This is a genomic window from Klebsiella sp. F11, assembly GCF_056712265.1.
Map to the genome: position 1 here is coordinate 4362303 of NZ_CM160060.1, position 22111 is coordinate 4384413.

Consider the following 22111-nt stretch of genomic DNA (forward strand, 5'->3'; position numbering starts at 1 on the left):
TTATCCCGCAAGCATAGCTGACGGCGCTATGCTCCAGGTTTTTCCCGCCGCGGCGGCATTGGCTGCAGCCGGAAGGACAACGAGTATATACTTTAGCTATGAGTGCCTGGGGTTGTCGCAGGTGAGGAGGATGAATGAAGGTAACCGTACTCGGATGCGGTGCGCTTGGGCAGCTGTGGCTGACCGCGCTGTGTAAACAGGGACATGAAGTCCAGGGGTGGCTGCGCGTCCCACAACCCTTCTGCAGCGTCAATCTGATCGCGACTGACGGCAGCATTTTCAACGAGTCGTTAACCGCCAACGATCCCGATTTTCTCGCCAGCAGCGACCTGCTGCTGGTCACCCTGAAGGCCTGGCAGGTCTCTACGGCGGTAAAAAACCTCGCCGATCGCCTGCCCGCCTCTTCCCCGATACTGCTTATCCATAACGGAATGGGCACCGTCGACGAGCTGAAAGGCGTCAGGCAGCCCCTGCTGCTGGCGTCAACCACCCAGGCCGCGCGGCGCGACGGCAACGTCATCATCCACGTCGCGAACGGTACCACCCATATCGGCCCGGCAAAGGCCTATCCGCAGGACTACAGCGCGCTTGCCGATACGCTGCAAAACGTCCTGCCGGACGTGGCCTGGCACAATAATATCCAGCCGGCGCTCTGGAGCAAGCTGGCGGTCAACTGCGTGATTAACCCGCTGACGGCGCTAAGAGACTGCAAAAACGGCGATTTACGTGACGCGGCGGCGGAAGTAGAGACCATCTGCCGGGAGGTCGCCGCGGTGATGGAGCGCGAAGGATTACATACGTCGCCGGAAAACCTGCTATTTTACGTCCATCAGGTAATTGAAAGTACGGCAGAAAATATCTCTTCGATGCTGCAGGATATCCGCGCTCAGCGTCATACGGAAATCGACTACATCACCGGTTTTCTGCTTAAGCGCGCCCGCGCCCACGGCCTTGCCGTACCGGAAAACGCCCGCATGTTTGAACTGGTAAAGCGGAAGGAGAATGAATATGAGCGCGTCGGCACTGATTTGCCTCGCCCCTGGTAGCGAAGAGACGGAAGCGGTCACCGCTATCGATTTATTAGTGCGCGGCGGGGTGCAGGTCACCACCGCCAGCGTCGCCGGCGATGGTAGCCTGACGATTGTCTGCTCGCGCGGCGTGAAGCTGCTGGCCGATGCGCCGCTGGTGGAAGTGGCCGACGGCGATTATGACATTATCGTCCTGCCCGGCGGTATCAAGGGAGCGGAATGCTTCCGCGATAGCCCGCTGCTGGTAGAAACGGTCCGGCAGTTCCATCTCTCCGGACGGATCGTCGCCGCCATCTGCGCCGCTGCCGCCACGGTGCTGGTGCCGCATAATCTGTTTCCCATCGGCAACATGACCGGCTTTCCGGCGCTGAAGGATCAAATTCCCGTCGAACAGTGGCAGGATAAGCGCGTGGTCTGGGATCCGCGGGTTAACCTGCTCACCAGCCAGGGGCCGGGAACATCGATTGATTTTGCGCTCAAGATGATCGATCTGCTGGTCGGCCGTGAGAAGGCCTATGAGGTCGCTTCACAGCTGGTAATGGCGGCGGGAATCTATAACTTCTACGAAGCCTGACCCGCAATCAGCCGCCCGGATAAGGCGGCATAGGGCCGCTATCCGGGCGTCTTTTCACTCTCAGTCGCTTACGGGCGATAGACCTTCACGTTCGTAAAGCCCTGCTCGCGGAGATAGAGCGCCTGCAGGCGGCTCATTACGCCACGCTCGCACCACAGCAGCCAGATTTTGCTCTGGTCGAGGTTGCCGAACTGGGTGCTCAGCTTGTAGAACGGCAGCGAAACCACGTCGACGCCTTCCACCTTCAGCGGTTTGTCATCCTGCTCGTCAACCGAGCGAATATCCAGAATCACGTCGTTCGGGCCAAAACCGCTGACGGTTTCAACCTCAACCACGTCCTGCTGGGCCTGCTGGGCGATATCGCGAATATCGACGTTACTGGCTTCCGCAACCACCTTATCGAGGATGCTGAAATCGAAGTTCTGCTCTTCTGCTTCGATCTTCGCCTTCACCGCCTTCACGGTCGGGCTCTTCGAGATCACGCCGCAGTATTCCGGCATGGTGCGGGCAAAGTCTTCGGTACCGATTTCGCGCGCCAGGTTGATGATGTGCTCTTTATCGTGAGAGATCAGCGGACGCAGGATCAGCGTATCGGAGACGTTATCGATCAGCCGCAGGTTGGTCAGCGTCTGGCTCGATACCTGGCCCAGCGCTTCGCCGGTCACCAGCGCCTGCACGCCGTAGCGCTCGGCTACCTGAGAGGCCGCGCGAACCATCATGCGCTTAAGCACGACGCCCATCTGGCCATCGTCAACTTTTTCGAGGATCTCACCGACCACCGGCTCGAAGTTAATCGCCACAAAACGCACGCGATGGGAGCTGCCGAAGCGGTTCCACAGGTAGTGCGCGACCTGACGAACGCCGATTTCGTGCGCCGCGCCGCCGAGGTTAAAGAAGCAGTAGTGTACGCGGCAGCCGCGACGCATCAGCATGTAGCTGGAGACACCGGAATCGAAGCCGCCGGAGATCAGCGACATCACGTCTTCCTGAGTACCGATGGGGAAACCGCCGATGCCTTCATAGCGCCCTTTCACCAGCAGCAGGCGATCGTTTTCGATCTCCAGATTGACGGTGATATCCGGGTTGGTCAGCTTAACGCGGGCCGTTTCGATATGCTGGTTCAGACCGCCGCCGACGTAGCGTTCCGCTTCGATAGAGGTAAACTCATGCTTACCGCGACGCTTGACGCGCACGCAGAAGGTTTTGCCTTCCAGCGTCTCACGCCACAGCGGCAGCGTTTGCTCGAAAATATCGTGCAGCGAAGTGAAAGGGACGTCTTCAACTTCGAGGATATGGTGAATACCGGGAATTCGGGTCAGCGCATCGCGAATAGCCGGACGCTGATTTTCGTCTTTCGCGCGAACTTCGATATGATCCCAATGACGAACAACGGCGAGCGTCTCATCATAGTTTTTGAGAACGTTACGAATGTTCCCGGTTAAGATTTTAATGAAGCGCAATCGCACAGATTGGCTTTTGATGGTGATTTCCGGGAACAATTTAATGATAAACTTCATGGCGACAATAGTTCGTTGGCAAGCCCGACAGGGCTTTAAGCAAAAGATGTACTGCAGCGCACCGCGGTGCCTGCATCCAGGGCGCGAAGTATACCACTAATGGACGCTTTTCACCTGGCATTGCGTGTTTTACGCTAAATCATCTGCCGCAGCCGGGGCGAGACGTTCGCCGGGAGCGCATCAGGCTTAGGCCGGGGCTGCTTGCCGGACAAGGCGCATATTTGCTTAACCACGTGACTTCGTTACCATACTGCTGTCGCGACATAACAAGAGTCTATATTCACTATGCCAAAGAAAAATGAGGCCCCGGCCAGCTTTGAAACTGCCCTCAGCGAGCTGGAGCAGATCGTCAATCGTCTGGAAAGCGGCGCGCTGCCGTTAGAAGAAGCGCTCGGCGAGTTTGAACGCGGCGTGCAGCTGGCGCGTCAGGGACAGGCCAGGCTGCAGCAGGCCGAGCAGCGCGTACAAATTCTGCTGGCAGAGAGCGAAGATACGCCGCTGACGCCCTTTACGCCGGACGCTGAATAGATGGATTTCCCGCAACAGCTACAGGCCTGCGTTGTGCAGGCTAACGACGCGCTGCGCCGTTTTCTCGCGCCGCTGCCGTTTCAGAACACTCCGCTGGTTGAAGCCATGCAGTACGGCGCATTATTAGGCGGCAAGCGCCTGCGCCCCTTCCTGGTATACGCCACCGGCGACATGTTTGGCGTCAGCCGCGCCACCCTCGACGCGCCGGCCGCGGCCGTCGAATGCATCCACGCCTATTCGCTGATGCATGACGATCTGCCGGCCATGGACGATGACGATCTGCGCCGCGGTCTGCCTACCTGCCATATTAAATTTGGCGAAGCGAACGCAATTCTTGCCGGAGACGCCCTACAAACGCTGGCGTTTTCTATACTAAGTGATGCGGCGATGCCGGAAGTCCCGGATCGCGACCGGCTGGCTATGGTTTCCGAGCTGGCGCAGGCCAGCGGCGTCGCCGGAATGTGCGGCGGCCAGGCGCTGGATCTCGAAGCCGAAGGCCGTCAGGTTGACCTCGAGGCGCTCAAGCGCATTCATCGCCATAAAACCGGGGCGCTGATTCGCGCGGCGGTGCGCATGGGCGCCCTGAGCGCCGGCGAACGCGGTCGTGCGGCGCTGCCGGCGCTCGATCGCTACGCGGAAAATATCGGCCTCGCCTTCCAGGTCCAGGATGACATTCTTGACGTGGTAGGGGATACTGCGACCCTTGGCAAACGTCAGGGAGCCGATCAGCAGCTGGGCAAAAGCACCTACCCCGCGCTTCTGGGACTTGAGCAAGCCCGGAACAAAGCGCATGACCTGATTGAAGACGCCCGCCGGTCGCTCAATGAGCTGGCCGCGCAATCTCTGGATACAACGGCACTGGAAGCGCTCGCGAATTACATAATTCAGCGCGATAAATAAACAATAAATGAGTCTCTGATGAGTTTTGATATTGCCAAATACCCGACCCTGGCGCTGGTAGATTCCACCCAGGAGCTGCGTTTGTTGCCGAAAGATAGCCTGCCGAAGCTGTGCGACGAACTGCGGCGCTACCTGCTGGACAGCGTCAGCCGTTCCAGCGGGCATTTTGCCTCCGGCCTCGGCACGGTCGAACTGACCGTGGCGCTTCACTACGTCTATAACACCCCTTTCGATCGCCTGATCTGGGACGTTGGCCACCAGGCCTACCCGCATAAAATTCTGACCGGCCGCCGTGACAAAATCGGCACCATTCGGCAGAAAGGCGGCCTGCACCCGTTCCCGTGGCGCGGCGAAAGCGAATATGACGTGCTGAGCGTCGGACACTCATCGACCTCCATTTCAGCGGGCATTGGGGTCGCCATTGCCGCCGCGAAGGAAGATAAACAGCGGCGCGCGGTCTGCGTTATTGGCGACGGAGCGATCACCGCCGGGATGGCGTTTGAGGCCATGAACCACGCGGGCGATATCAAACCGGACCTGCTGGTCGTACTCAACGACAACGAAATGTCGATTTCGGAGAACGTCGGCGCGCTGAATAATCATCTCGCGCAGCTGCTTTCCGGCAAGCTCTACTCGACCCTGCGCGAAGGCGGCAAGAAGGTGTTCTCAGGCGTGCCGCCGATTAAAGAGCTGCTCAAACGCACCGAAGAACACATCAAAGGCATGGTGGTTCCCGGGACCCTGTTTGAAGAGCTGGGCTTTAACTACATCGGGCCGGTGGACGGTCACGACGTGCTCGGTCTGGTCAATACGCTGAAGAACATGCGCGATCTGAAAGGGCCGCAGTTCCTGCATATTATGACCAAAAAAGGCCGCGGCTATGAGCCGGCGGAAAAGGACCCAATCACCTTCCACGCGGTGCCTAAGTTTGACCATACCAGCGGGGTGCTGCCGAAAAGCAGCGGCGGCCTGCCCTCTTATTCTAAAATTTTCGGCGACTGGCTGTGCGAAACCGCGGCGAAAGATAGCAAGCTGATGGCCGTGACCCCGGCCATGCGCGAAGGCTCGGGGATGGTCGAGTTCTCGAAAAAATTCCCTGACCAGTATTTCGATGTAGCGATTGCCGAGCAGCACGCGGTGACCTTTGCCGCCGGACTGGCAATCGGCGACTATAAGCCGGTGGTGGCCATTTACTCCACCTTCCTGCAGCGCGCTTACGATCAGGTGATTCACGACGTCGCGATCCAGAAGCTGCCGGTGCTGTTTGCCATCGACCGGGCCGGCATCGTCGGCGCCGACGGCCAGACGCATCAGGGCGCCTTCGACCTCTCCTTCCTGCGCTGCATTCCGGAGATGGTCATCATGACGCCGAGCGACGAGAACGAGTGCCGCCAGATGCTGTATACCGGCTATCACTACGCCGACGGCCCAAGCGCGGTGCGCTATCCGCGCGGAAGCGGTACCGGCGCGACGCTGGAGCCGCTGACCCTGCTGCCGATCGGCAAGGGCGTCGTTAAGCGCGAAGGCGAGAAAATTGCGATCCTAAACTTCGGCACCATGCTGCCGGAAGCCGCTCGGGTGGCGGAAAAGCTCAACGCCACCCTGGTGGATATGCGCTTTGTGAAGCCGCTTGATAACGCTTTGATTTTGCAGCTGGCCGCCGGGCACGAGGCGCTGGTCACCCTGGAAGAGAACGCGATCATGGGCGGCGCGGGCAGCGGCGTCAATGAGCTGCTGATGGCGCACCGTCGCCCGGTGCCGGTGCTGAATATCGGCCTGCCGGACTTCTTTATTCCTCAGGGAACCCAGGAAGAAGTGCACGTCGACCTCGGCCTCGACGCCGCGGGTATCGAAGCCAAAATCACGGCCTGGCTCGCATAACCCTCCGAACGGCTCCTGCTATGCTTAAAAGAAACCCTTTTTAGCGCATAGCAGGAGCATATCAATGCAATACATCACGCCTCAAGCAACCAACCTGCGGGTTTCCCGACTCTGTCTCGGCTGTATGACCTTCGGCGAGCCGGATCGGGGCAAACACGCCTGGACGCTACCGGAAGAGAGCAGCCGCCCGCTGATTCAGCGCGCGCTGGAAGGCGGTATCAACTTCTTCGATACGGCGAACAGCTACTCTGACGGCAGCAGCGAAGAGATCGTCGGCCGCGCCCTGCGCGACTTCGCCCGCCGCGACGAGGTAGTGGTCGCCACCAAGGTGTACCACCAGGTTGGCGATCTGCCGGAAGGCCTCTCCCGCGCGCAGATCCTGCGCTCTATCGACGACAGCCTGCGACGCCTGGGAATGGAGTATGTCGACCTTCTGCAGATCCACCGCTGGGACTACACCACGCCGATTGAAGAGACCCTTGAAGCGTTGAACGAGGTGGTGAAGGCGGGTAAAGCGCGCTATATCGGCGCCTCGTCGATGCACGCCCGCCAGTTTGCCCAGGCGCTGGAGCTGCAGGAGCGCAACGGCTGGGCGCGCTTCGTCACCATGCAGGATCATTACAACCTGATTTACCGCGAAGAAGAGAACGAAATGCTGCCGCTGTGCAACCGTGCAGGGGTATCGATCATCCCCTGGAGCCCGCTGGCGCGCGGCCGTCTGACCCGTCCGTGGGGGGAAACCACCGCGCGGCTGGTCTCCGACGAGTTTGGCCAGTCGCTGTACAGCGCCACCGATAGCAACGATGAGCTGATCGCGGCGAATCTCGCGGAAGTTGCAGAGGAACTGGGGGTCGGGCGGGCGCAGGTGGCGCTGGCGTGGCTGCTGAGCAAGCCCGGCGTGGCGGCGCCGATTATCGGCGCCTCGCGTCAGGAGCAGCTGGATGAGCTGCTGAGCGCGGTCGATTTAACCCTGACGCCGGAGCAGGTAGAAAAGCTGGAGGCGCCGTATCAGCCGCATCCGGTGGTCGGATTCAAATAGCCCGCCGACGGCGCTGAGTCAAAACCCCGGCAGGCAGCGCGCTACCGGGGTTTTAGCGTCAGATAAGGCCGATCGGCCAGTGATGGCCGATGACGTACAGCACGCCCGCCGAAATCACGCCAGCGACAATATCATCGACCATGATCCCCATTCCGCCGTGAATATTACGGTCGAACCAGCGAATCGGCCACGGCTTCCACATATCGAAAATGCGGAAAATGACGAATCCGGCGGCGACCCACTGCCAGTCGAGCGTCGGCAGCGCCATCAGGGTTATCCACATTCCGACAAACTCGTCCCAGACGATGCTGCCGTGATCGTGGGTGCCCATATCTTTCGCCGTGCGGTGGCAGATATAGACCCCGATACAGATACTCATCATCACCAGCAGCGAATAGAGCTGCCACGGCAGAAACGTCATCAGGTACCAGAACGGAATCGACGCCAGCGATCCCATGGTCCCGGGGACGATAGGGCTGAGCCCGCTGCCGAAGCCGGTCGCCAGCAGATGCCAGGGGTTAAGCAGATTCAGCCGACTTTTTGCGATATCTTTACTGCGCGCCAAAATGATCGTACCCCTTTAAATCAAGCTTCACCGGCTTACCCTCCTGCACAAACTGCAGGCCGTCGGCTTCGGCACCAACCTGGCCGATACAGGTAAATCGCGCCCCCAGCTGGCCAATCGCCACCTCGAGCGCGCCGCGGTTGAGCTCAGGTACGGTAAAGCACAGCTCATAATCTTCGCCGCCGGAAAGCGCCCAGCGCAGAGCCGTCCCCGGCGCAACCTGGCGCTGCAGCGCCTCGGATAGCGGCATCGCGTCGAGGTCGATGCGCGCCCCGCAGCCGCTGGCCTTAAGGATATGGCCCAGATCGGAGACCAGGCCGTCGGACAGGTCGATAGCCGAGCTCGCCAGATCGCGCAGCGCCTGCCCGTGCAGCACGCGCGGCATCGGGCGCAGATGGCGCGCCAGCAGATAGTCGGCGTCGGCGGCGTCATCCACCGCCAGCCGCTCCTGGAGAATGGCCAGCCCGGCGGCGCTGTCGCCCGGGGTACCGGTCACGTAAATCCAGTCGCCGGGCTTCGCCCCGGAGCGCTTGAGGGCGCGTCCCGGCGGCACGAAGCCGTGGATACCCAGCGTCATCGACAGCGGACCGCGGGTGGTATCGCCGCCGATCAGCTGCATGTCGTAGTAGTTGAGCAGCATAAACAGGCTATCGCTGAAGGACTCCAGCCACGCTTCGTCCACCTCCGGCAGCGTCAGCGCCAGCGTCAGCCACGCCGGCTCCGCGCCCATCGCCGCAAGGTCGCTCAGATTGACGGCCAGCGCTTTATAGGCCAGATCGGCAGGATCGATATCCGGTAAGAAATGGTTGCCCGCCACCAGGGTGTCGGTGCTGATTGCCAGCGTTTTTTTATCGGGAATATTCAGGAGCGCGCAGTCGTCACCAATGCCGGTTTCCACATCGAGACGCATGCTTTTTACGCGATCAAAATAACGGGCAATCAGGGAGAATTCGCCGCATGCCATACGTTATGCCTCAGCAGAAGAAAAAAATGAGAGCCTACCGGGGCAGGCTCTAAGACCGGGTTCACGAGGATGAGTCCTGCAAAGCCCGGCCTGGAGTTTACTTTTTGTTAGGACGAATTGCCGGAGCTGCTTTATCCAGCACGCCGTTGACAAACTTGTGACTATCTTCAGCACCGAAGGTTTTCGCCAGCTCAATGGCTTCATTGATGGCGACCTTGTACGGCACATCGTCACGTTTTGACAGTTCGAACAGCGCGATACGCAGTACCGCCTTCTCAACCTGGCCCAGCTCTTCAAGCAGGCGAGACAGGTACGGCTTCATCAGCCCGTCGAGGTATGCGCTGTTAGTCGCCACTCCGGACAGCAGTTCGCGGAAATACAGAACGTCGACATCTTTAACGTCCTGTTCCGCCAGGAACTGGTATTCAACATCAGAGATGTCGTTTTTCGATAACTGCCAGGAGTAAAGCGCCTGGACAGCACACTCACGGGCGCGGCGACGAGCAGCAGGTTTCACGGAATTCCCCTTACAAAAAAATTCAGGCCTTGATGGCTTTCAATACGTTAATCATTTCCAGCGCGGTCAGCGCAGCTTCTGCGCCCTTGTTACCGGCCTTGGTGCCAGCGCGTTCGATGGCTTGCTCAATGCTTTCGGTGGTCAGAACACCAAAGGCTACCGGAATGTCGCTTTCCTGGGCAACGTGCGCCAGGCCATTGCTTGCTCCGCCAGCCACATATTCAAAGTGCGCGGTACCGCCACGGATCACCGTACCCAGTGCAATTATCGCGTCATATTTACCGGTTTTTGCCAGTGCGCCAGCCGCCAGCGGCAGCTCGTACGCGCCTGGAACCCAAACAACGGTAATATTGTCATCTTTTACCTGACCGATGCGCTTCAGGGCATCGATAGCACCTTCCAGCAGGCTGTCATTGATAAAGTTGTTGAAACGCGCAATGGTGATGGCGACGCGAGCGTCCGGGGTAGCAACGTTAGCTTCAATAATGTTCATACTCTTCCTTCGGGTTCATTTGGCCCCGCAAGGGGGGCGGATTCTACCATAAAATTTTATACACTTCATCCTGCAAACTGCTCTGCCGTGAGCGGCGGCCGGCCCGGCCTCTCTTCAGACCTGGTCCCACGCTCGCGGTCTCGTCGCATGCTGAATAAGCGCGCTCTCCCGTTGGGCAGGGAGATCATGCGCTCGCTAAATGCAGGCACACGTCCGGGCCGACGTGGCGTATCTCGGTGAATGTGAAATGGGGGGCATCGGCCAGCTTCTCAAGCCCCGGCAGCGCGCAGAGCCCGCGCGCATCGCTTCCTAAGAGTTTAGGCGCAATATAGACGATCAGCTCGTCCACCAGCCCCGCCTGCAGCAGCGCGCCGGCAAGACCGGGACCGGCCTCCACCCAGATGCTGTTAACCTGCTGTTTGCCCAGCTGCATCATCAGCACCACCAGATCGAGATGGCCTTGATGCTCCGGGATCTGCAGGGTGCGCACGTTCTCAGGCCACTCGCGGGAGTCCTGACGGGTGCGGGCAAATAGCGTTTCTCCCGCCTGCTGCGCGATGCGGTGCTGCGGCGTTACGCGGTTTTGGCTGTCGATGACGATACGCAGCGGCTGGCGCAGATTCTCCTGCGGATAGCGCGCCTGAATATCAGGCATGAGCTCGTCCCAGCGCACGGTCAGCGCCGGGTCATCCGCGAGGACGGTGGCGCTGCTGGTGAGGATCGCGTGGCTCTGCGCGCGCAGGCGCTGCACGTCGCGTCGCGCCTGCGGCGAGGTGATCCACTGGCTTTCGCCACTGGCCATTGCCGTACGGCCGTCAAGCGAGGCGCCCATTTTTAGCTGAATATAGGGAAAGCCGGTGCGCATCCGCTTCAGGAAGCCCTTATTTAGCGCTTCGGCCTCGCCCATCATCAGGCCGTGGCTAACGTCAATGCCCTCCTGCTGCAGGCGATACAGGCCGCGCCCGGCCACCTGCGGGTTAGGATCCTGCATCGCGGCCACCACCCGCGCAACGCCTGCGGCGATCAGCGCCTCGCAGCACGGCGGCGTGCGTCCGTGATGGCTGCAGGGCTCCAGGGTGACGTAGGCGGTGGCGCCTTTGGCCCTTGCTCCGGCCATGCGCAGCGCGTGCACTTCGGCATGCGGCTCGCCGGCGCGGTAGTGGAAACCTTCGCCGACAATTTCGCCGTCTTTGACAATGACACAGCCGACGTTGGGGTTCGGGTGGGTGGTAAAGCGACCGCGCGCGGCGAGCCTGAGCGCGCGTGCCATGTATATTTCGTCACGCATGGCTTAATCCTGTAAGCGGGCGATCTCTTCGCCGAACTCTTTGATGTCTTCAAAACTGCGATAGACGGAAGCGAAGCGGATGTAGGCGACTTTATCCAGCTTCTTCAGCTGTTCCATCACCAGGTTGCCGATCATTTTGCTGGGAACTTCGCGTTCGCCGGTGCCGCGCAGATGCGTTTTGATGTGGTTGAGCGCCATTTCTACATCGTCGGCGCTGACCGGGCGCTTTTCTAACGCTTTGAGCATCCCGCGGCGCAGCTTATCTTCGTTGAAGGGCTCGCGGACGTCGTTGCTTTTTACCACTCGCGGCATCACCAGCTCGGCCACTTCGAAGGTGGTGAAGCGTTCATTGCAGACCAGGCACTGCCGACGACGACGCACAGAAGAACCCTCCCCCACCAGGCGAGAGTCGATCACTTTAGTATCTACGGCGAAACAGAAAGGGCAATGCATAGCGCGTCCTGGCATCAAGTTAAACTGGCAGATAGTTTACCGCGAAGTGACCCGACTACAAAGAAAGAGCTTTTGAGACAAAGGATCTATAGTGCGCTTATGCAAACGATCTACCATTAAGCATCCCTCTGTTAACGGAATCCCGACCATGACAAGACGTTATTTGAAGCTGGCGATTGTGGGTAGCCTTTTTACGCTCAGCGCCTGCGCTCAGCAAAGCGAAGTTCGCCAGATGCATCAGAGCGTGAGCACCCTGAGCAAGGAGATGACCCAGCTCAGTCAGCAAACGGTGAAAATTACCCAGCAAAACGCCCTGAACGCGAAGTCCAGCAGCGGCGTCTACCTGCTGCCCGGAGCGAAAACGCCCGCGCGGCTCAACAGCCAGATAGGCACCCTGCGGATGTCGCTGCGCGATATCACCCCTGACGGCGACGGCACCCGTCTGACGCTGCGTATTCAGGGTGAATCAAACGATCCGCTGCCGGCGTTTAGCGCGACCGTCGCCTCCGGAGAAATCAGCGGCACCACCGAGAGCTACCGGGAGGTCAACGTCCACGACCAGCTGATTAGCGCGCACGCCAGCGTTCTGGCGCCGAGCGACGTCGACATTCCGCTACGCCTCAGCGGCGTCACGCCGGAACAGTTAGGCTTCGTACGCATCCACGATATTCAGCCCGCAGACGCGCAGTAAGATCTCCGCCGGGCGTTTCTGACGTCCGGCTTCCCCGCCGAAAATCCATTTACAATTTTTCGTAACAGTTCAGAAAAAATAGGCACCAGTGATGAATTTCAGTGGCATTCTGTCAAGAAATGCATAGAATCGTGAACGCAATCGATTACGTATGTTTTCGTTCTGTGAAACAACACGTATTTTTGTGAGCGATGATTCCTATAATAGACGCCACAGAAATACGAAATATTTAGATACGCTTCGGCAAATTTCTTCACGCCTTTCGGCTCAATTTAAACAGTGGCATCAATATGAAAAAAACATTACTGGCAGCAAGCGCCGTCGTGGCGCTCTCCGCATCTTTCACTGCCGGCGCGGCAGAAAACGACAAACCGCAGTACCTGTCTGATTGGTGGCACCAGAGTGTAAACGTGGTGGGTAGCTACCACACCCGTTTTGGGCCGCAAATCCGCAACGATACCTACCTCGAATACGAAGCGTTTGCCAAGAAAGACTGGTTTGATTTCTACGGTTACATGGATGCACCAGTATTCTTCGGCGGTAACACCAACGCGAAAGGTATCTGGAACCACGGTTCCCCGCTGTTTATGGAAATTGAGCCGCGCTTCTCTATCGATAAGCTGACCAATACCGACCTGAGCTTCGGTCCGTTTAAAGAGTGGTATTTCGCTAACAACTACATCTACGATATGGGCCGCAACGCGTCCGGTCGTCAGAGCACCTGGTATATGGGTCTGGGTACCGACATCGATACCGGCCTGCCGATGAGCCTCTCCCTGAACGTCTACGCTAAATACCAGTGGCAGAACTACGGCGCATCCAACGAAAACGAGTGGGATGGCTACCGCTTCAAGGTGAAATACTTTGTTCCGCTGACCGACCTGTGGGGCGGCTCGCTGAGCTATATCGGCTTCACCAACTTTGACTGGGGCTCCGATCTGGGCGATGACAACTTCTACGACCAGAACGGCAAACATGCGCGCACCAGCAACTCCATCGCGTCCAGCCACATCCTGTCGCTGAACTACGCGCACTGGCACTACTCGGTCGTGGCGCGTTACTTCCATAACGGCGGCCAGTGGGCGAATGATGCTAATCTGAACTTCGGCGACGGCGATTTCAACGTTCGCTCGACCGGCTGGGGTGGCTACTTCGTGGTGGGTTACAACTTCTAATCCTGCCTGATGCTCCCCGGCCTCCGCGCCGGGGAGCACGATTGACCCGCTTTATGCTTGACGATCTTCGCACCTCACCTTACGCAAAAAATCACTCAATGAACGGTCGGCCCGCTCGCTGAAAAGGCGCCCGGTGGCAGCCACGTCCAGACAGCGGTCGAGGCGAAAGCAGCGGTAATCATCGCGGAGCTCGCACCAGCCCAACAGCAGCCAGCGCTCGCCCCAGAAAAAGAGCCCCAGCGGCAGCACTTCGCGCTGCGACACCTTTCCCGCTTCGTCGCGATAGCGCAGCGCCAGCACCCGCTGACCGGAAACCGCCCGATGCACCAGATCGAACTGCGCCTTGCTGTAGCCCTGAACGCCAAAGTCCGGCGCAAACAGCCGCGATTGTTCGGCCTTGCGCCGGCTCTCCTCAGGTAAAATCGCGAGCACCTTTTCCTGAGCCGACTCCAGCGCCCGGGACAGCGATTCGCCTCCCCAGGTTTGCAGCAGCCGAATGGCGGCCACCAGCGCTTCCGACTCCTGGGTCGTCAGCATCAAGGGCGGTAAACTGTAGCCTGCCAGCAGGCGATATCCGCTGCCGGCCTCGCCCTCCACCGGCACGCCGGAAAGCGACAGGTCGCGGATATCCCGATAGATGGTGCGCTCCGATACGCCGAGCCGCTCCGCCAGCAGCCCGGCGGTGGTTAGCCTTCTCCCCCGCAGGATCTGCACGATTTGAAAAAGGCGGTCGGCGCGTCGGCTCATTATCGTTTCTCTTATTGTCCAGGGGCTGCCCCACAGGCGTCATCGAGCATTACTGGGGCAGATTCTTCGGCTGATGCAGGCCAAGCCGGTTACCTTCGCTATCAATAAACAGTGCGATGGTGCCGATATCGTTAGACAGCTCAAGCGGGCCAAAGACGCAGCTCCCGCCGGCGGAATTTACGCGGTCGAGGGTCGCGGCCAGATTGTCAGTATGCAGATAGATAACGCATCCCCGGTCGGCAGGTTGAATCCCATCAAACTTAGCCAGCGCGCCGCCGGGCGCCGGATCCTGATACGGGAAAACGGCCATTTCAGCGCCATCCATATTTTCCCGCCGCAGCGCCACCTGCAGCACCGGCTCGTAAAACGCCACCGCGCGATCCATGTCGGCTACCGGAATTTCAAACCAGTTAATTACGTTGTTCATACATCCTCCTGTCCACTGTTTGGGTTTAGGAGGAGTCTACGGCAGGACTCCTGACAGCGTACTGTCAGGAGCGATCGCCGCCTGCGATTAACCCGCCGAGCAAACCAGGGCCCGCTGCTTATCGAGCAGCCAGGGGCGGAGATAGCCCACGGTGTTGGAAAAAGGCAGCACCTCCTCCGGTAGCGCAATCCCCAGCTGCTCTCGAATGTAGCGCCGCCGGGTGACGATACGCTGCCAGAGATCCGGATAGGCCTGCGCCAGCTCGTGGCGCAGAGAGTCATCCGCCAGCGCCACGGTGTCTTCAATGCTGGCACCGGCGTAGCCCGCCCGCGAAGGGATAATGTCGATTTGCAGGATCATCCCGCTCTGCAGGCGGGCGTCGGAGTTCGGCCCGATGGGCGAACAGAGCCACTCTTCATCGGCCACCAGATGCCCCGGATTCAGATGCCAGCGGTACTCCGCCTTCGGCAGGCCCCGCTCGATAAGGTCGTACATCTCGCCGCCGCGCATGCCGATACGCAGATTCTCCAGCCAGCTGACCACCGCGTAAAAATAGGGCTTCGCCACCACCTGCAGATAATCCGCCACCTCCGGCGCCAGCTCGGCCTCGTCGCGCACCACGTACGCCGCCCGGCTGCTCAGCCCCCCTTTAAAGCCGGTGGTTAGCGAGAATTTATCCCCGACCTGAATGACTTTATCGCCGGGATAAAGGTTCGCGTAGGCGAAGCGATCGCCGGTGGCGGCAATCATCACCACGTTGTTGGGTTGGCCTTCCGCCGCCAGCAGCGCGCCGATCTGCTTTTCCGTTTTTCCCGCCTCAATGGCATTCAACGCCGTGAGGATCGCCGTAGACGCAAGGTTAGCGCCATATTCGTAGTGCGCCAGCTCGTTGGCGCAGTTGAGCGTTCTCGCTCCGCCGTCCGGGGCGATAAATATCCCCGTGGCGTTGCGTAACGTCGCCTGCGGCCCGGCGGCGAGGCGAAGCGCATCGACGATAAAGGCCGGGATGTCGAACATCTGCGCCGTATCGTCAGCGCTGCCGGTAAATAGCTTCCAGCCCGCCAGGCCGATGCTTTTCCCGGCCTCCACGCCGGCCTCCTGCAGCAGCTGCGGCAGCGTTTTATCGCCATCCATCGGCTGGTTCGGCAACGAGAACCACGGCGCCGGGAGCGCCCGGTTCGCCAGGCGAGCGCTGGCCGCCAGCTTGAGGTTTTCATTGCCCAGCACCAGCACCGCTTCGCCATCGCCGTGCAGCACCAGCAGCGCCTCTTCAAAGCGCGGAATAAATCCGGTGAGATACTCAAAGTTGCCGCCGTGCTCTTTATCGGCATACACAACCAGCGTATCAACGCCGTACCGGCGCATCTGCGTCAGCACCTTTGTTTTGCGCAGGCGTAAGGTTTCATCGCTGAGCGTCACGCTGGGCACGTCGTGCCAGAGGGTCGGTTGGGCTACTGCGGAAAGGGTTATGGCGGCCATTGGCGTTTCTCCATGTCATAAATGCGGATAATGGAGAGTAACCAAAATTGGCGAAGCTGTAATAAAAAAATCCCGGCCTTGCGACCGGGATTGCGTTATCAGAACGGGACTACCTTACGGCAGAATTGACGGCTGATCCGCCCCTTCTTTTTCAACTTTCTGCTGCAGCATATGCTCGCGCTTCATGCCCAGCTTCAGCGCCAGCGCGGACGCCACGTAGATAGAAGAGGCCGTACCGATGGAGACACCAATCAGCATCGTCAGCGAGAAGCCTTCGAGAACCGGACCACCAAAGAGGTACAGCATCAGGATCACCACCAACGTGGTCCCGGAAGTGATCAACGTACGATGCAGCGTCTGGGTCAACGACACGTTGAAGATCTCGTACGGCGTACCGCGGCGGATCTTACGGAAGTTTTCACGAATACGGTCAGATACCACGATGCTGTCGTTCAGCGAGTAGCCGATAACCGACATCAGCGAGGCGACGATGGTCAGGTCAATCTCGATATGGAACAGCGAGAGGATGCCCATCGTAATGACCACGTCGTGCGCCAGGGCGATAACCACCCCGGCAGCCAGACGCCACTCGAAGCGGAAACCGACGTACACCAGGATACAGATCAGCGCCGCCAGCAGCGCCATCGCGCCGCTTTGTGCAAGATCGGCCCCGACGCTCGGCCCCACGAACTCGATTCGTTTCACCGTCGCGTCCTGGCTGGTCGCCGCGTTAATCACGCTCACGACCTTGCTGCCCAGCTCCTGGCTGACGTTGGTATCATGTACCGGCGGCATACGCACCATGATGTCGCGGCTGCTGCCGAAGTTCTGCAGCTGCGGCTCTTCAAAGCCCGCCTTCTGCAGCGCTTCGCGCATCTGGTCCAGTTCGGCGGGTTTTTCGAGGGTAATTTCAATCACCGTACCGCCGGTGAAATCGAGACCCCAGTTAAATCCGCGCACGCCCATCACCACGATGGCGGCAATCAGCAGAAAACCGGAAATGCCGAAAGCCCAGTAGTCCCAGCGCATAAAGTCATAGACTTTACGGCCGTGGTTTAATTGTTCAACAGTATATTCCTGTGCCACAACGCACTCCTCAGATAGACAGCTTTTTAACGCGCTTGCCGCCGTACAGCAGGTTCACGATGGCACGGGTGCCGACGATAGCGGTAAACATCGAGGTCGCCACGCCGATACCGGTGGTAATAGCAAACCCTTTAATGGCACCGGTACCGACCGCGTACAGGATGATAACTTTGATCAACGTCGTAATGTTCGCATCGAAGATCGAGCTAAATGCGCCCCGGTAACCTTCGTCAATCGCCTGCTGAACGGAACGTCCGTTGCTCAACTCTTCTTTAATACGCTCGTTGATCAGTACGTTAGCATCGACCGCCACCGCAAGGGTGAGCACGATACCCGCGATCCCCGGCATACTCAGCGTCGCCCCCGGCAGCAGGGACATGATACCGACGATCAGCACCAGGTTCGCCACCAGCGCCGAGGTCGCGATCAGGCCGAATTTCTTATAGAAGAAAATCATGAACAGGATCGACACCACCAGACCGGCCAGACACGCTTCCAGGCCCTGCTTGATGTTCTGCATCCCCAGGGTTGGACCGATGGTGCGTTCTTCAACGATCTGAATCGGCGCAATCAGCGCACCGGCACGCAGCAGCAGAGAGAGCTGACGCGCTTCGTTCGGGTTGCTGATACCGGTGATACGGAAGCTATTGCCCAGGCGAGACTGGATGTTGGCGATGTTAATCACCTCTTCCTCTTTCGCCAGAATGGCACGACCGTTGGCGTCCTTCTTACCGCTGTCTTTGTACTCCACAAACAGGGTCGCCATCGGCTTACCGATATTGTCCTTGGTGAAGTTAGACATGATGTTGCCGCCGGCGCTGTCCAGCGAGATGTTAACCTGCGGCTGGTTGAACTCGTCCATGCTGGAAGTGGAGTCGGTAATGTGGTCACCGGTCAGAATCACGCGCTTGTACAGCACAACCGGCCGCCCTTCGCGCGTATCTTTGACTTCGGAATCGCCCGGTACGCGGCCAGATGCTGCGGCTGCGCTATCAACGTTGCTGTTAACCAGACGGAACTCCAGGGTCGCGGTGGCGCCAAGGATCTCTTTTGCGCGCGCGGTGTCCTGAATACCCGGCAGTTCAACCACGATGCGGTCGGCGCCCTGACGCTGCACCAGCGGTTCGGCAACGCCGAGCTGGTTTACACGGTTACGCAGAATGTTGATGTTCTGCTGCACGGCGTATTCGCGGGCTTCTTTCAGGCGCTCGTCGGTCATTACGGCTTTCAGGCCGGTGCTGCCCTGAGTGGAGATAACCAGGTCGCGGTGGCGCGGGCTAAGATAAGAGATCGCCTGATCGCGCGCGCTGGCGTCGCGGAAAGCGATGCTCAGACCAAAATTGTCTTCTTTACGCACGGTGGAGTAAGGAATGCCTTTATCGCGCAGCTCGCTGCGCAGGCTATCGATATTTTGTTCCTGCAGTTTGCCCAGCGCGGTGTCCATGTCGACTTCCATCAGGAAGTGCACGCCGCCGCGAAGGTCAAGCCCGAGCTTCATCGGCTCAGCGTAAATGGCGGCCAGCCAGCGCGGGGTTGCCGGCGCAAGGTTCAGCGCCACGACGTACTTATCGCCTAACACCTCTACCAGCGCTTCGCGCGCGCGCAGCTGGACATCGGTGGTGTCGAAGCGCGCAAGGATTGCGCCCTCTTCCAGTGCCACAGACTTAGCGGTAATTTTTTCTTCTTGTAACGTTTTCTGGACCTGGATCAGCGTTTGCTCACTGGCGGCGACGCCGCGCGCGCCAGTGATTTGAACGGCCGGATCCTCACCATACAGGTTGGGGAGCGCGTACAGCAGGCCGACGACAATGACGACGACCAGCATGACGTACTTCCACAAAGGATAACGGTTTAACACGGCAGTTCCCTTAGGGAAAAGTGGATTACAGCGCCTTCATGGTGCCTTTCGGCAGAACGGCGGCTACGAAGTCACGTTTGATAACCACTTCAGTGGTGTCGTTCAGTGCGATAGCAATGTATCCGCTTTCGGCAACTTTAGTGACGCGCCCCACCAGGCCACCATTCGTCAGCACTTCATCACCCTTGGCGATGGAGCTCATCAGATTTTTATGTTCTTTGGTGCGTTTCTGCTGTGGGCGCAGGATCATGAAGTAAAAAATCAGACCAAACACCACCAGCATCAGGATCAGAGACATCGGGCTGCTCTGCGCTGCGCCACCGGTTGCTGCTGCCGCATCAGAAATGAAAAAGCTCATTGAAATTCCCTCATTATTAAAATTAATCAACGTTCAAAGGCGGAACGGTTCGTCCCTGACGTTGGTAAAAATCGGCCACGAAGCTCTCTAATTTACCCTCTTCAATAGCCTTGCGTAAACCAGCCATTAAGCGCTGATAGTAGCGAAGGTTATGAATGGTATTGAGGCGCGCGCCCAATATTTCGTTGCAACGATCGAGATGATGCAAGTAAGCGCGTGAATAATTGCGACACGTATAGCAATCACACTCGGCATCCAGCGGCGCGGTGTCGCTTTTATGCTTCGCATTACGAATCTTCACCACGCCATCGGTGACGAAAAGGTGACCGTTACGCGCGTTACGCGTAGGCATAACGCAGTCGAACATATCGATACCGCGACGTACCCCTTCAACCAGATCTTCCGGTTTGCCGACGCCCATCAGATAGCGCGGTTTATCCGCCGGGATCTGCGGGCAGACGTGCTCGAGGATACGATGCATGTCTTCCTTCGGCTCGCCGACAGCCAAACCGCCGACAGCGTAGCCATCAAAGCCGATATCTACCAGACCTTTAACGGAGATATCACGTAAATCTTCGTAAACGCTGCCCTGAATGATACCGAAGAGCGCGTTTTTGTTGCCCAGGCCGTCAAAGCGGTCGCGGCTGCGCTGCGCCCAGCGCAGAGACATTTCCATCGAGCGCTTCGCGTAATCCCACTCCGCCGGATACGGCGTACATTCGTCGAAGATCATCACGATATCGGAGCCGAGATCGAACTGAATCTCCATCGATTTTTCCGGATCGAGGAAGATAGGATCGCCGTTGATCGGGTTACGGAAGTGCACGCCCTGCTCAGTTATCTTGCGGATATCGCCGAGGCTAAAGACCTGAAAGCCGCCGGAATCGGTGAGAATCGGCCCTTTCCACTGCATAAAGTCGTGCAGATCGCCGTGCAGCTTCATGATCTCCTGGCCAGGACGCAGCCACAGGTGGAACGTGTTGCCGAGAATGATCTGCGCGCCGGTGGCTTCAACTTCTTCCGGCGTCATCCCTTTAACGGTACCGTAGGTCCCGACGGGCATAAATGCAGGCGTTTCAACCACGCCGCGCTCAAACACCAGGCGGCCGCGGCGGGCGCGACCGTCGGTGGTATCCAGTTCAAATTTCATTATCACTCCTGCGTCAGAAAAACAGTCTGACGTTTAACAACTCGCCACGGAATGGTTCCATAGCTAAAAATACCTGAAGGCGTCATCGGCGCCGCCAGTTTAGGCTCGGCCAGCGCGCAGCCACCGGCGCGTACACGCAGTACGTGAGGATGGCGAGCGCTGCCCGGCGTCAAAATGGCAAGTGAGATAGCCTTCTTACGGACGCTCAAAAATAGCCCGCGGATTGTACGTGATAAACATCGCGTCCCCGTAGCTAAAAAAGCGATATTTTTGTTCTACCGCAGCCTTATAGGCGTTCATGGTGTGCTGATAGCCGGCAAACGCCGAAACCAGCATAATCAGAGTGGATTCAGGCAGATGGAAGTTGGTGACCAGCGCGTCCACCGCTTTGTACTGATATCCCGGATAGATAAAAATCTTCGTGTCGCCGAAGAAGGGTTCGATGAGATAGTTTTTTGCCGCCTGGGCCGCGCTCTCCAGCGAACGTACCGAGGTCGTTCCCACGGCGATAACGCGGCTGCCGCGCGCTTTGGCGGCCAGCACCGCATCAACCACATCCTGCGGGACTTCGGCGTATTCGGCGTGCATGATGTGATCTTCAATGCTGTCCACGCGCACCGGCTGGAACGTCCCCGCGCCGACGTGCAGCGTCACGAACGCCATCTCAACGCCCTTCTCGCGCAGCTTCTCCAGCAGCTGTTCGTCAAAGTGCAGGCCCGCAGTCGGCGCGGCTACCGCGCCCGGTCTGGCGCTATAAACGGTCTGGTACAGCTCGCGGTCGGCGTCTTCATCCGGGCGGTCGATATAGGGCGGCAGCGGCATATGGCCGATGCTGTTGAGAATATCCAGCACCGGACGTGGGTCGTTAAACTCGACTTCAAACAGCGCGTCGTGGCGCGCCACCATCGTGGCCTGGATGCTTTCATCATCGCCCAGCAGCAGCTCGGCCCCGGGCTTCGGCGCCTTCGAGGCGCGGATGTGCGCCAGAATACGTTTGTCATCAAGCATGCGCTCGACCAGCACTTCAATCTTGCCGCCGCTGACCTTACGTCCGAACAGGCGCGCCGGGATCACCCGGGTATTGTTAAAGACCAGCAGGTCGCCGGGGTTGAGCTTATCGAGCAGATCGGTGAAAGTGCCGTGCGTCAGCGCCCCCGTCGGCCCCTCTAACGACAGCAGGCGGCAGCTACTGCGCTCGGGCTGCGGATAGTGGGCGATCAGGGATTCGGGCAGTTCAAAGGAAAAATCGGTAACGCGCATGACGGTGGCTCAGACTAAATAAAGAGGCGGGTAGTCTAGTGCCGGGGCGTTCTCCCTGCAACCTTTACCCCTCTGGATGAATAACATAATCTATCCACAAAACCATTCAAGATGCATCGACGCGGCAGCTGAA

General features: G+C 58.8%; 23 protein-coding genes. 8 read left to right on the forward strand and 15 right to left on the reverse strand.

The genetic code is table 11. The annotated features are described in order from the left end of the window. Nucleotides 1–134 precede the first annotated feature (134 nt). Both panE and yajL read left to right on the forward strand, forming a co-directional pair. The gene (panE, locus tag AC1M2H_RS21495; RefSeq protein WP_480148979.1) at nt 135–1046 is read left to right on the forward strand and encodes a 2-dehydropantoate 2-reductase; all 912 of its coding nucleotides are present in this window, start codon (nt 135–137) and stop codon (nt 1044–1046) included. Further along, on the forward strand, nt 1009–1602 hold the full coding sequence (gene yajL, locus AC1M2H_RS21500; RefSeq protein WP_480148980.1) for a protein deglycase YajL: 594 nt from the start codon (nt 1009–1011) through the stop codon (nt 1600–1602). Before panE ends, yajL begins: the two co-directional genes overlap by 38 nt. Before the next feature lie 68 nt (nt 1603–1670). Here the strand turns inward: yajL and thiI are convergent, their stop codons facing one another. Further along, nucleotides 1671–3119 carry a tRNA uracil 4-sulfurtransferase ThiI gene (gene thiI / locus AC1M2H_RS21505; RefSeq protein ID WP_480148981.1) on the reverse strand — a complete coding sequence of 483 codons (1449 nt, stop codon included), beginning with the start codon at nt 3117–3119 and terminating at the stop codon, nt 1671–1673. A gap of 285 nt (nt 3120–3404) precedes the next feature. On the opposite strand from thiI, the gene xseB reads away from it, so the two are divergent. From xseB to AC1M2H_RS21525, 4 genes are all read left to right on the forward strand, one after another. Continuing rightward, on the forward strand, nt 3405–3647 hold the full coding sequence (xseB, locus tag AC1M2H_RS21510; RefSeq protein ID WP_331834141.1) for an exodeoxyribonuclease VII small subunit: 243 nt from the start codon (nt 3405–3407) through the stop codon (nt 3645–3647). Further along, nucleotides 3648–4547, forward strand: a complete 900-nt coding sequence (gene ispA / locus AC1M2H_RS21515) for a (2E,6E)-farnesyl diphosphate synthase (protein ID WP_480148982.1) — start codon at nt 3648–3650, stop codon at nt 4545–4547. An 18-nt stretch (nt 4548–4565) separates the two neighbouring features. Beyond that, the gene (gene dxs / locus AC1M2H_RS21520) at nt 4566–6428 is read left to right on the forward strand and encodes a 1-deoxy-D-xylulose-5-phosphate synthase (protein ID WP_480148983.1); all 1863 of its coding nucleotides are present in this window, start codon (nt 4566–4568) and stop codon (nt 6426–6428) included. A 64-nt stretch (nt 6429–6492) separates the two neighbouring features. Then, nucleotides 6493–7467, forward strand: a complete 975-nt coding sequence (locus tag AC1M2H_RS21525; protein ID WP_480148984.1) for an aldo/keto reductase — start codon at nt 6493–6495, stop codon at nt 7465–7467. A gap of 58 nt (nt 7468–7525) precedes the next feature. Here AC1M2H_RS21525 and pgpA read toward each other — a convergent pair whose 3' ends face one another. From pgpA to nrdR, 6 genes are all read right to left on the reverse strand, one after another. Beyond that, nucleotides 7526–8038, reverse strand: coding sequence for a phosphatidylglycerophosphatase A (gene pgpA, locus AC1M2H_RS21530; protein ID WP_480152005.1), 513 nt, complete (start codon nt 8036–8038; stop codon nt 7526–7528). Further along, on the reverse strand, nt 8019–8996 hold the full coding sequence (gene thiL, locus AC1M2H_RS21535; protein WP_480148985.1) for a thiamine-phosphate kinase: 978 nt from the start codon (nt 8994–8996) through the stop codon (nt 8019–8021). The genes pgpA and thiL overlap by 20 nt, the downstream gene beginning before the upstream one ends. A gap of 97 nt (nt 8997–9093) precedes the next feature. Next, nucleotides 9094–9513 carry a transcription antitermination factor NusB gene (gene nusB, locus AC1M2H_RS21540; RefSeq protein ID WP_045854201.1) on the reverse strand — a complete coding sequence of 140 codons (420 nt, stop codon included), beginning with the start codon at nt 9511–9513 and terminating at the stop codon, nt 9094–9096. A gap of 22 nt (nt 9514–9535) precedes the next feature. Then, nucleotides 9536–10006, reverse strand: a complete 471-nt coding sequence (gene ribH / locus AC1M2H_RS21545; RefSeq protein ID WP_426812883.1) for a 6,7-dimethyl-8-ribityllumazine synthase — start codon at nt 10004–10006, stop codon at nt 9536–9538. Nucleotides 10007–10190: 184 nt separating this feature from the next. Then, nucleotides 10191–11294, reverse strand: a complete 1104-nt coding sequence (gene ribD, locus AC1M2H_RS21550) for a bifunctional diaminohydroxyphosphoribosylaminopyrimidine deaminase/5-amino-6-(5-phosphoribosylamino)uracil reductase RibD (protein ID WP_480148986.1) — start codon at nt 11292–11294, stop codon at nt 10191–10193. Between the two features lie 3 nt (nt 11295–11297). Continuing rightward, the gene (gene nrdR / locus AC1M2H_RS21555) at nt 11298–11747 is read right to left on the reverse strand and encodes a transcriptional regulator NrdR (protein WP_480148987.1); all 450 of its coding nucleotides are present in this window, start codon (nt 11745–11747) and stop codon (nt 11298–11300) included. Nucleotides 11748–11895: 148 nt separating this feature from the next. Between nrdR and AC1M2H_RS21560 the strand changes: the two genes are divergently transcribed. Further along, on the forward strand, nt 11896–12438 hold the full coding sequence (locus AC1M2H_RS21560; protein ID WP_480148988.1) for a SadB/YajI family lipoprotein: 543 nt from the start codon (nt 11896–11898) through the stop codon (nt 12436–12438). A 290-nt stretch (nt 12439–12728) separates the two neighbouring features. Next, nucleotides 12729–13613: a nucleoside-specific channel-forming protein Tsx gene (locus AC1M2H_RS21565; RefSeq protein WP_426812886.1), complete on the forward strand. Its 885-nt coding sequence runs from the start codon at nt 12729–12731 to the stop codon at nt 13611–13613. A 51-nt stretch (nt 13614–13664) separates the two neighbouring features. Here the strand turns inward: AC1M2H_RS21565 and AC1M2H_RS21570 are convergent, their stop codons facing one another. The 8 genes from AC1M2H_RS21570 to queA form a co-directional block, all read right to left on the reverse strand. Then, on the reverse strand, nt 13665–14360 hold the full coding sequence (locus AC1M2H_RS21570; protein ID WP_480148989.1) for a helix-turn-helix transcriptional regulator: 696 nt from the start codon (nt 14358–14360) through the stop codon (nt 13665–13667). Nucleotides 14361–14409: 49 nt separating this feature from the next. After that, entirely contained in the window at nt 14410–14787 is a 378-nt protein-coding gene (locus AC1M2H_RS21575) for a VOC family protein (RefSeq protein ID WP_480148990.1), read from the reverse strand. A gap of 87 nt (nt 14788–14874) precedes the next feature. After that, entirely contained in the window at nt 14875–16266 is a 1392-nt protein-coding gene (locus tag AC1M2H_RS21580; protein WP_480148991.1) for a M24 family metallopeptidase, read from the reverse strand. A gap of 114 nt (nt 16267–16380) precedes the next feature. Next, nucleotides 16381–17352 (reverse strand): protein translocase subunit SecF, encoded by a 972-nt coding sequence (secF, locus tag AC1M2H_RS21585; RefSeq protein ID WP_464414878.1) that lies wholly within the window; start codon nt 17350–17352, stop codon nt 16381–16383. A 10-nt stretch (nt 17353–17362) separates the two neighbouring features. After that, complete coding sequence (gene secD, locus AC1M2H_RS21590) at nt 17363–19210, reverse strand: protein translocase subunit SecD (protein ID WP_480148992.1); 1848 nt, start codon at nt 19208–19210, stop codon at nt 17363–17365. 25 nt (nt 19211–19235) lie between these two features. Continuing rightward, entirely contained in the window at nt 19236–19568 is a 333-nt protein-coding gene (gene yajC / locus AC1M2H_RS21595) for a preprotein translocase subunit YajC (protein WP_095094335.1), read from the reverse strand. Between the two features lie 22 nt (nt 19569–19590). Beyond that, nucleotides 19591–20718, reverse strand: coding sequence for a tRNA guanosine(34) transglycosylase Tgt (gene tgt / locus AC1M2H_RS21600; protein ID WP_426812891.1), 1128 nt, complete (start codon nt 20716–20718; stop codon nt 19591–19593). Nucleotides 20719–20913: 195 nt separating this feature from the next. Beyond that, nucleotides 20914–21978 carry a tRNA preQ1(34) S-adenosylmethionine ribosyltransferase-isomerase QueA gene (gene queA, locus AC1M2H_RS21605; protein WP_480148993.1) on the reverse strand — a complete coding sequence of 355 codons (1065 nt, stop codon included), beginning with the start codon at nt 21976–21978 and terminating at the stop codon, nt 20914–20916. Nucleotides 21979–22111: the final 133 nt, after the last annotated feature.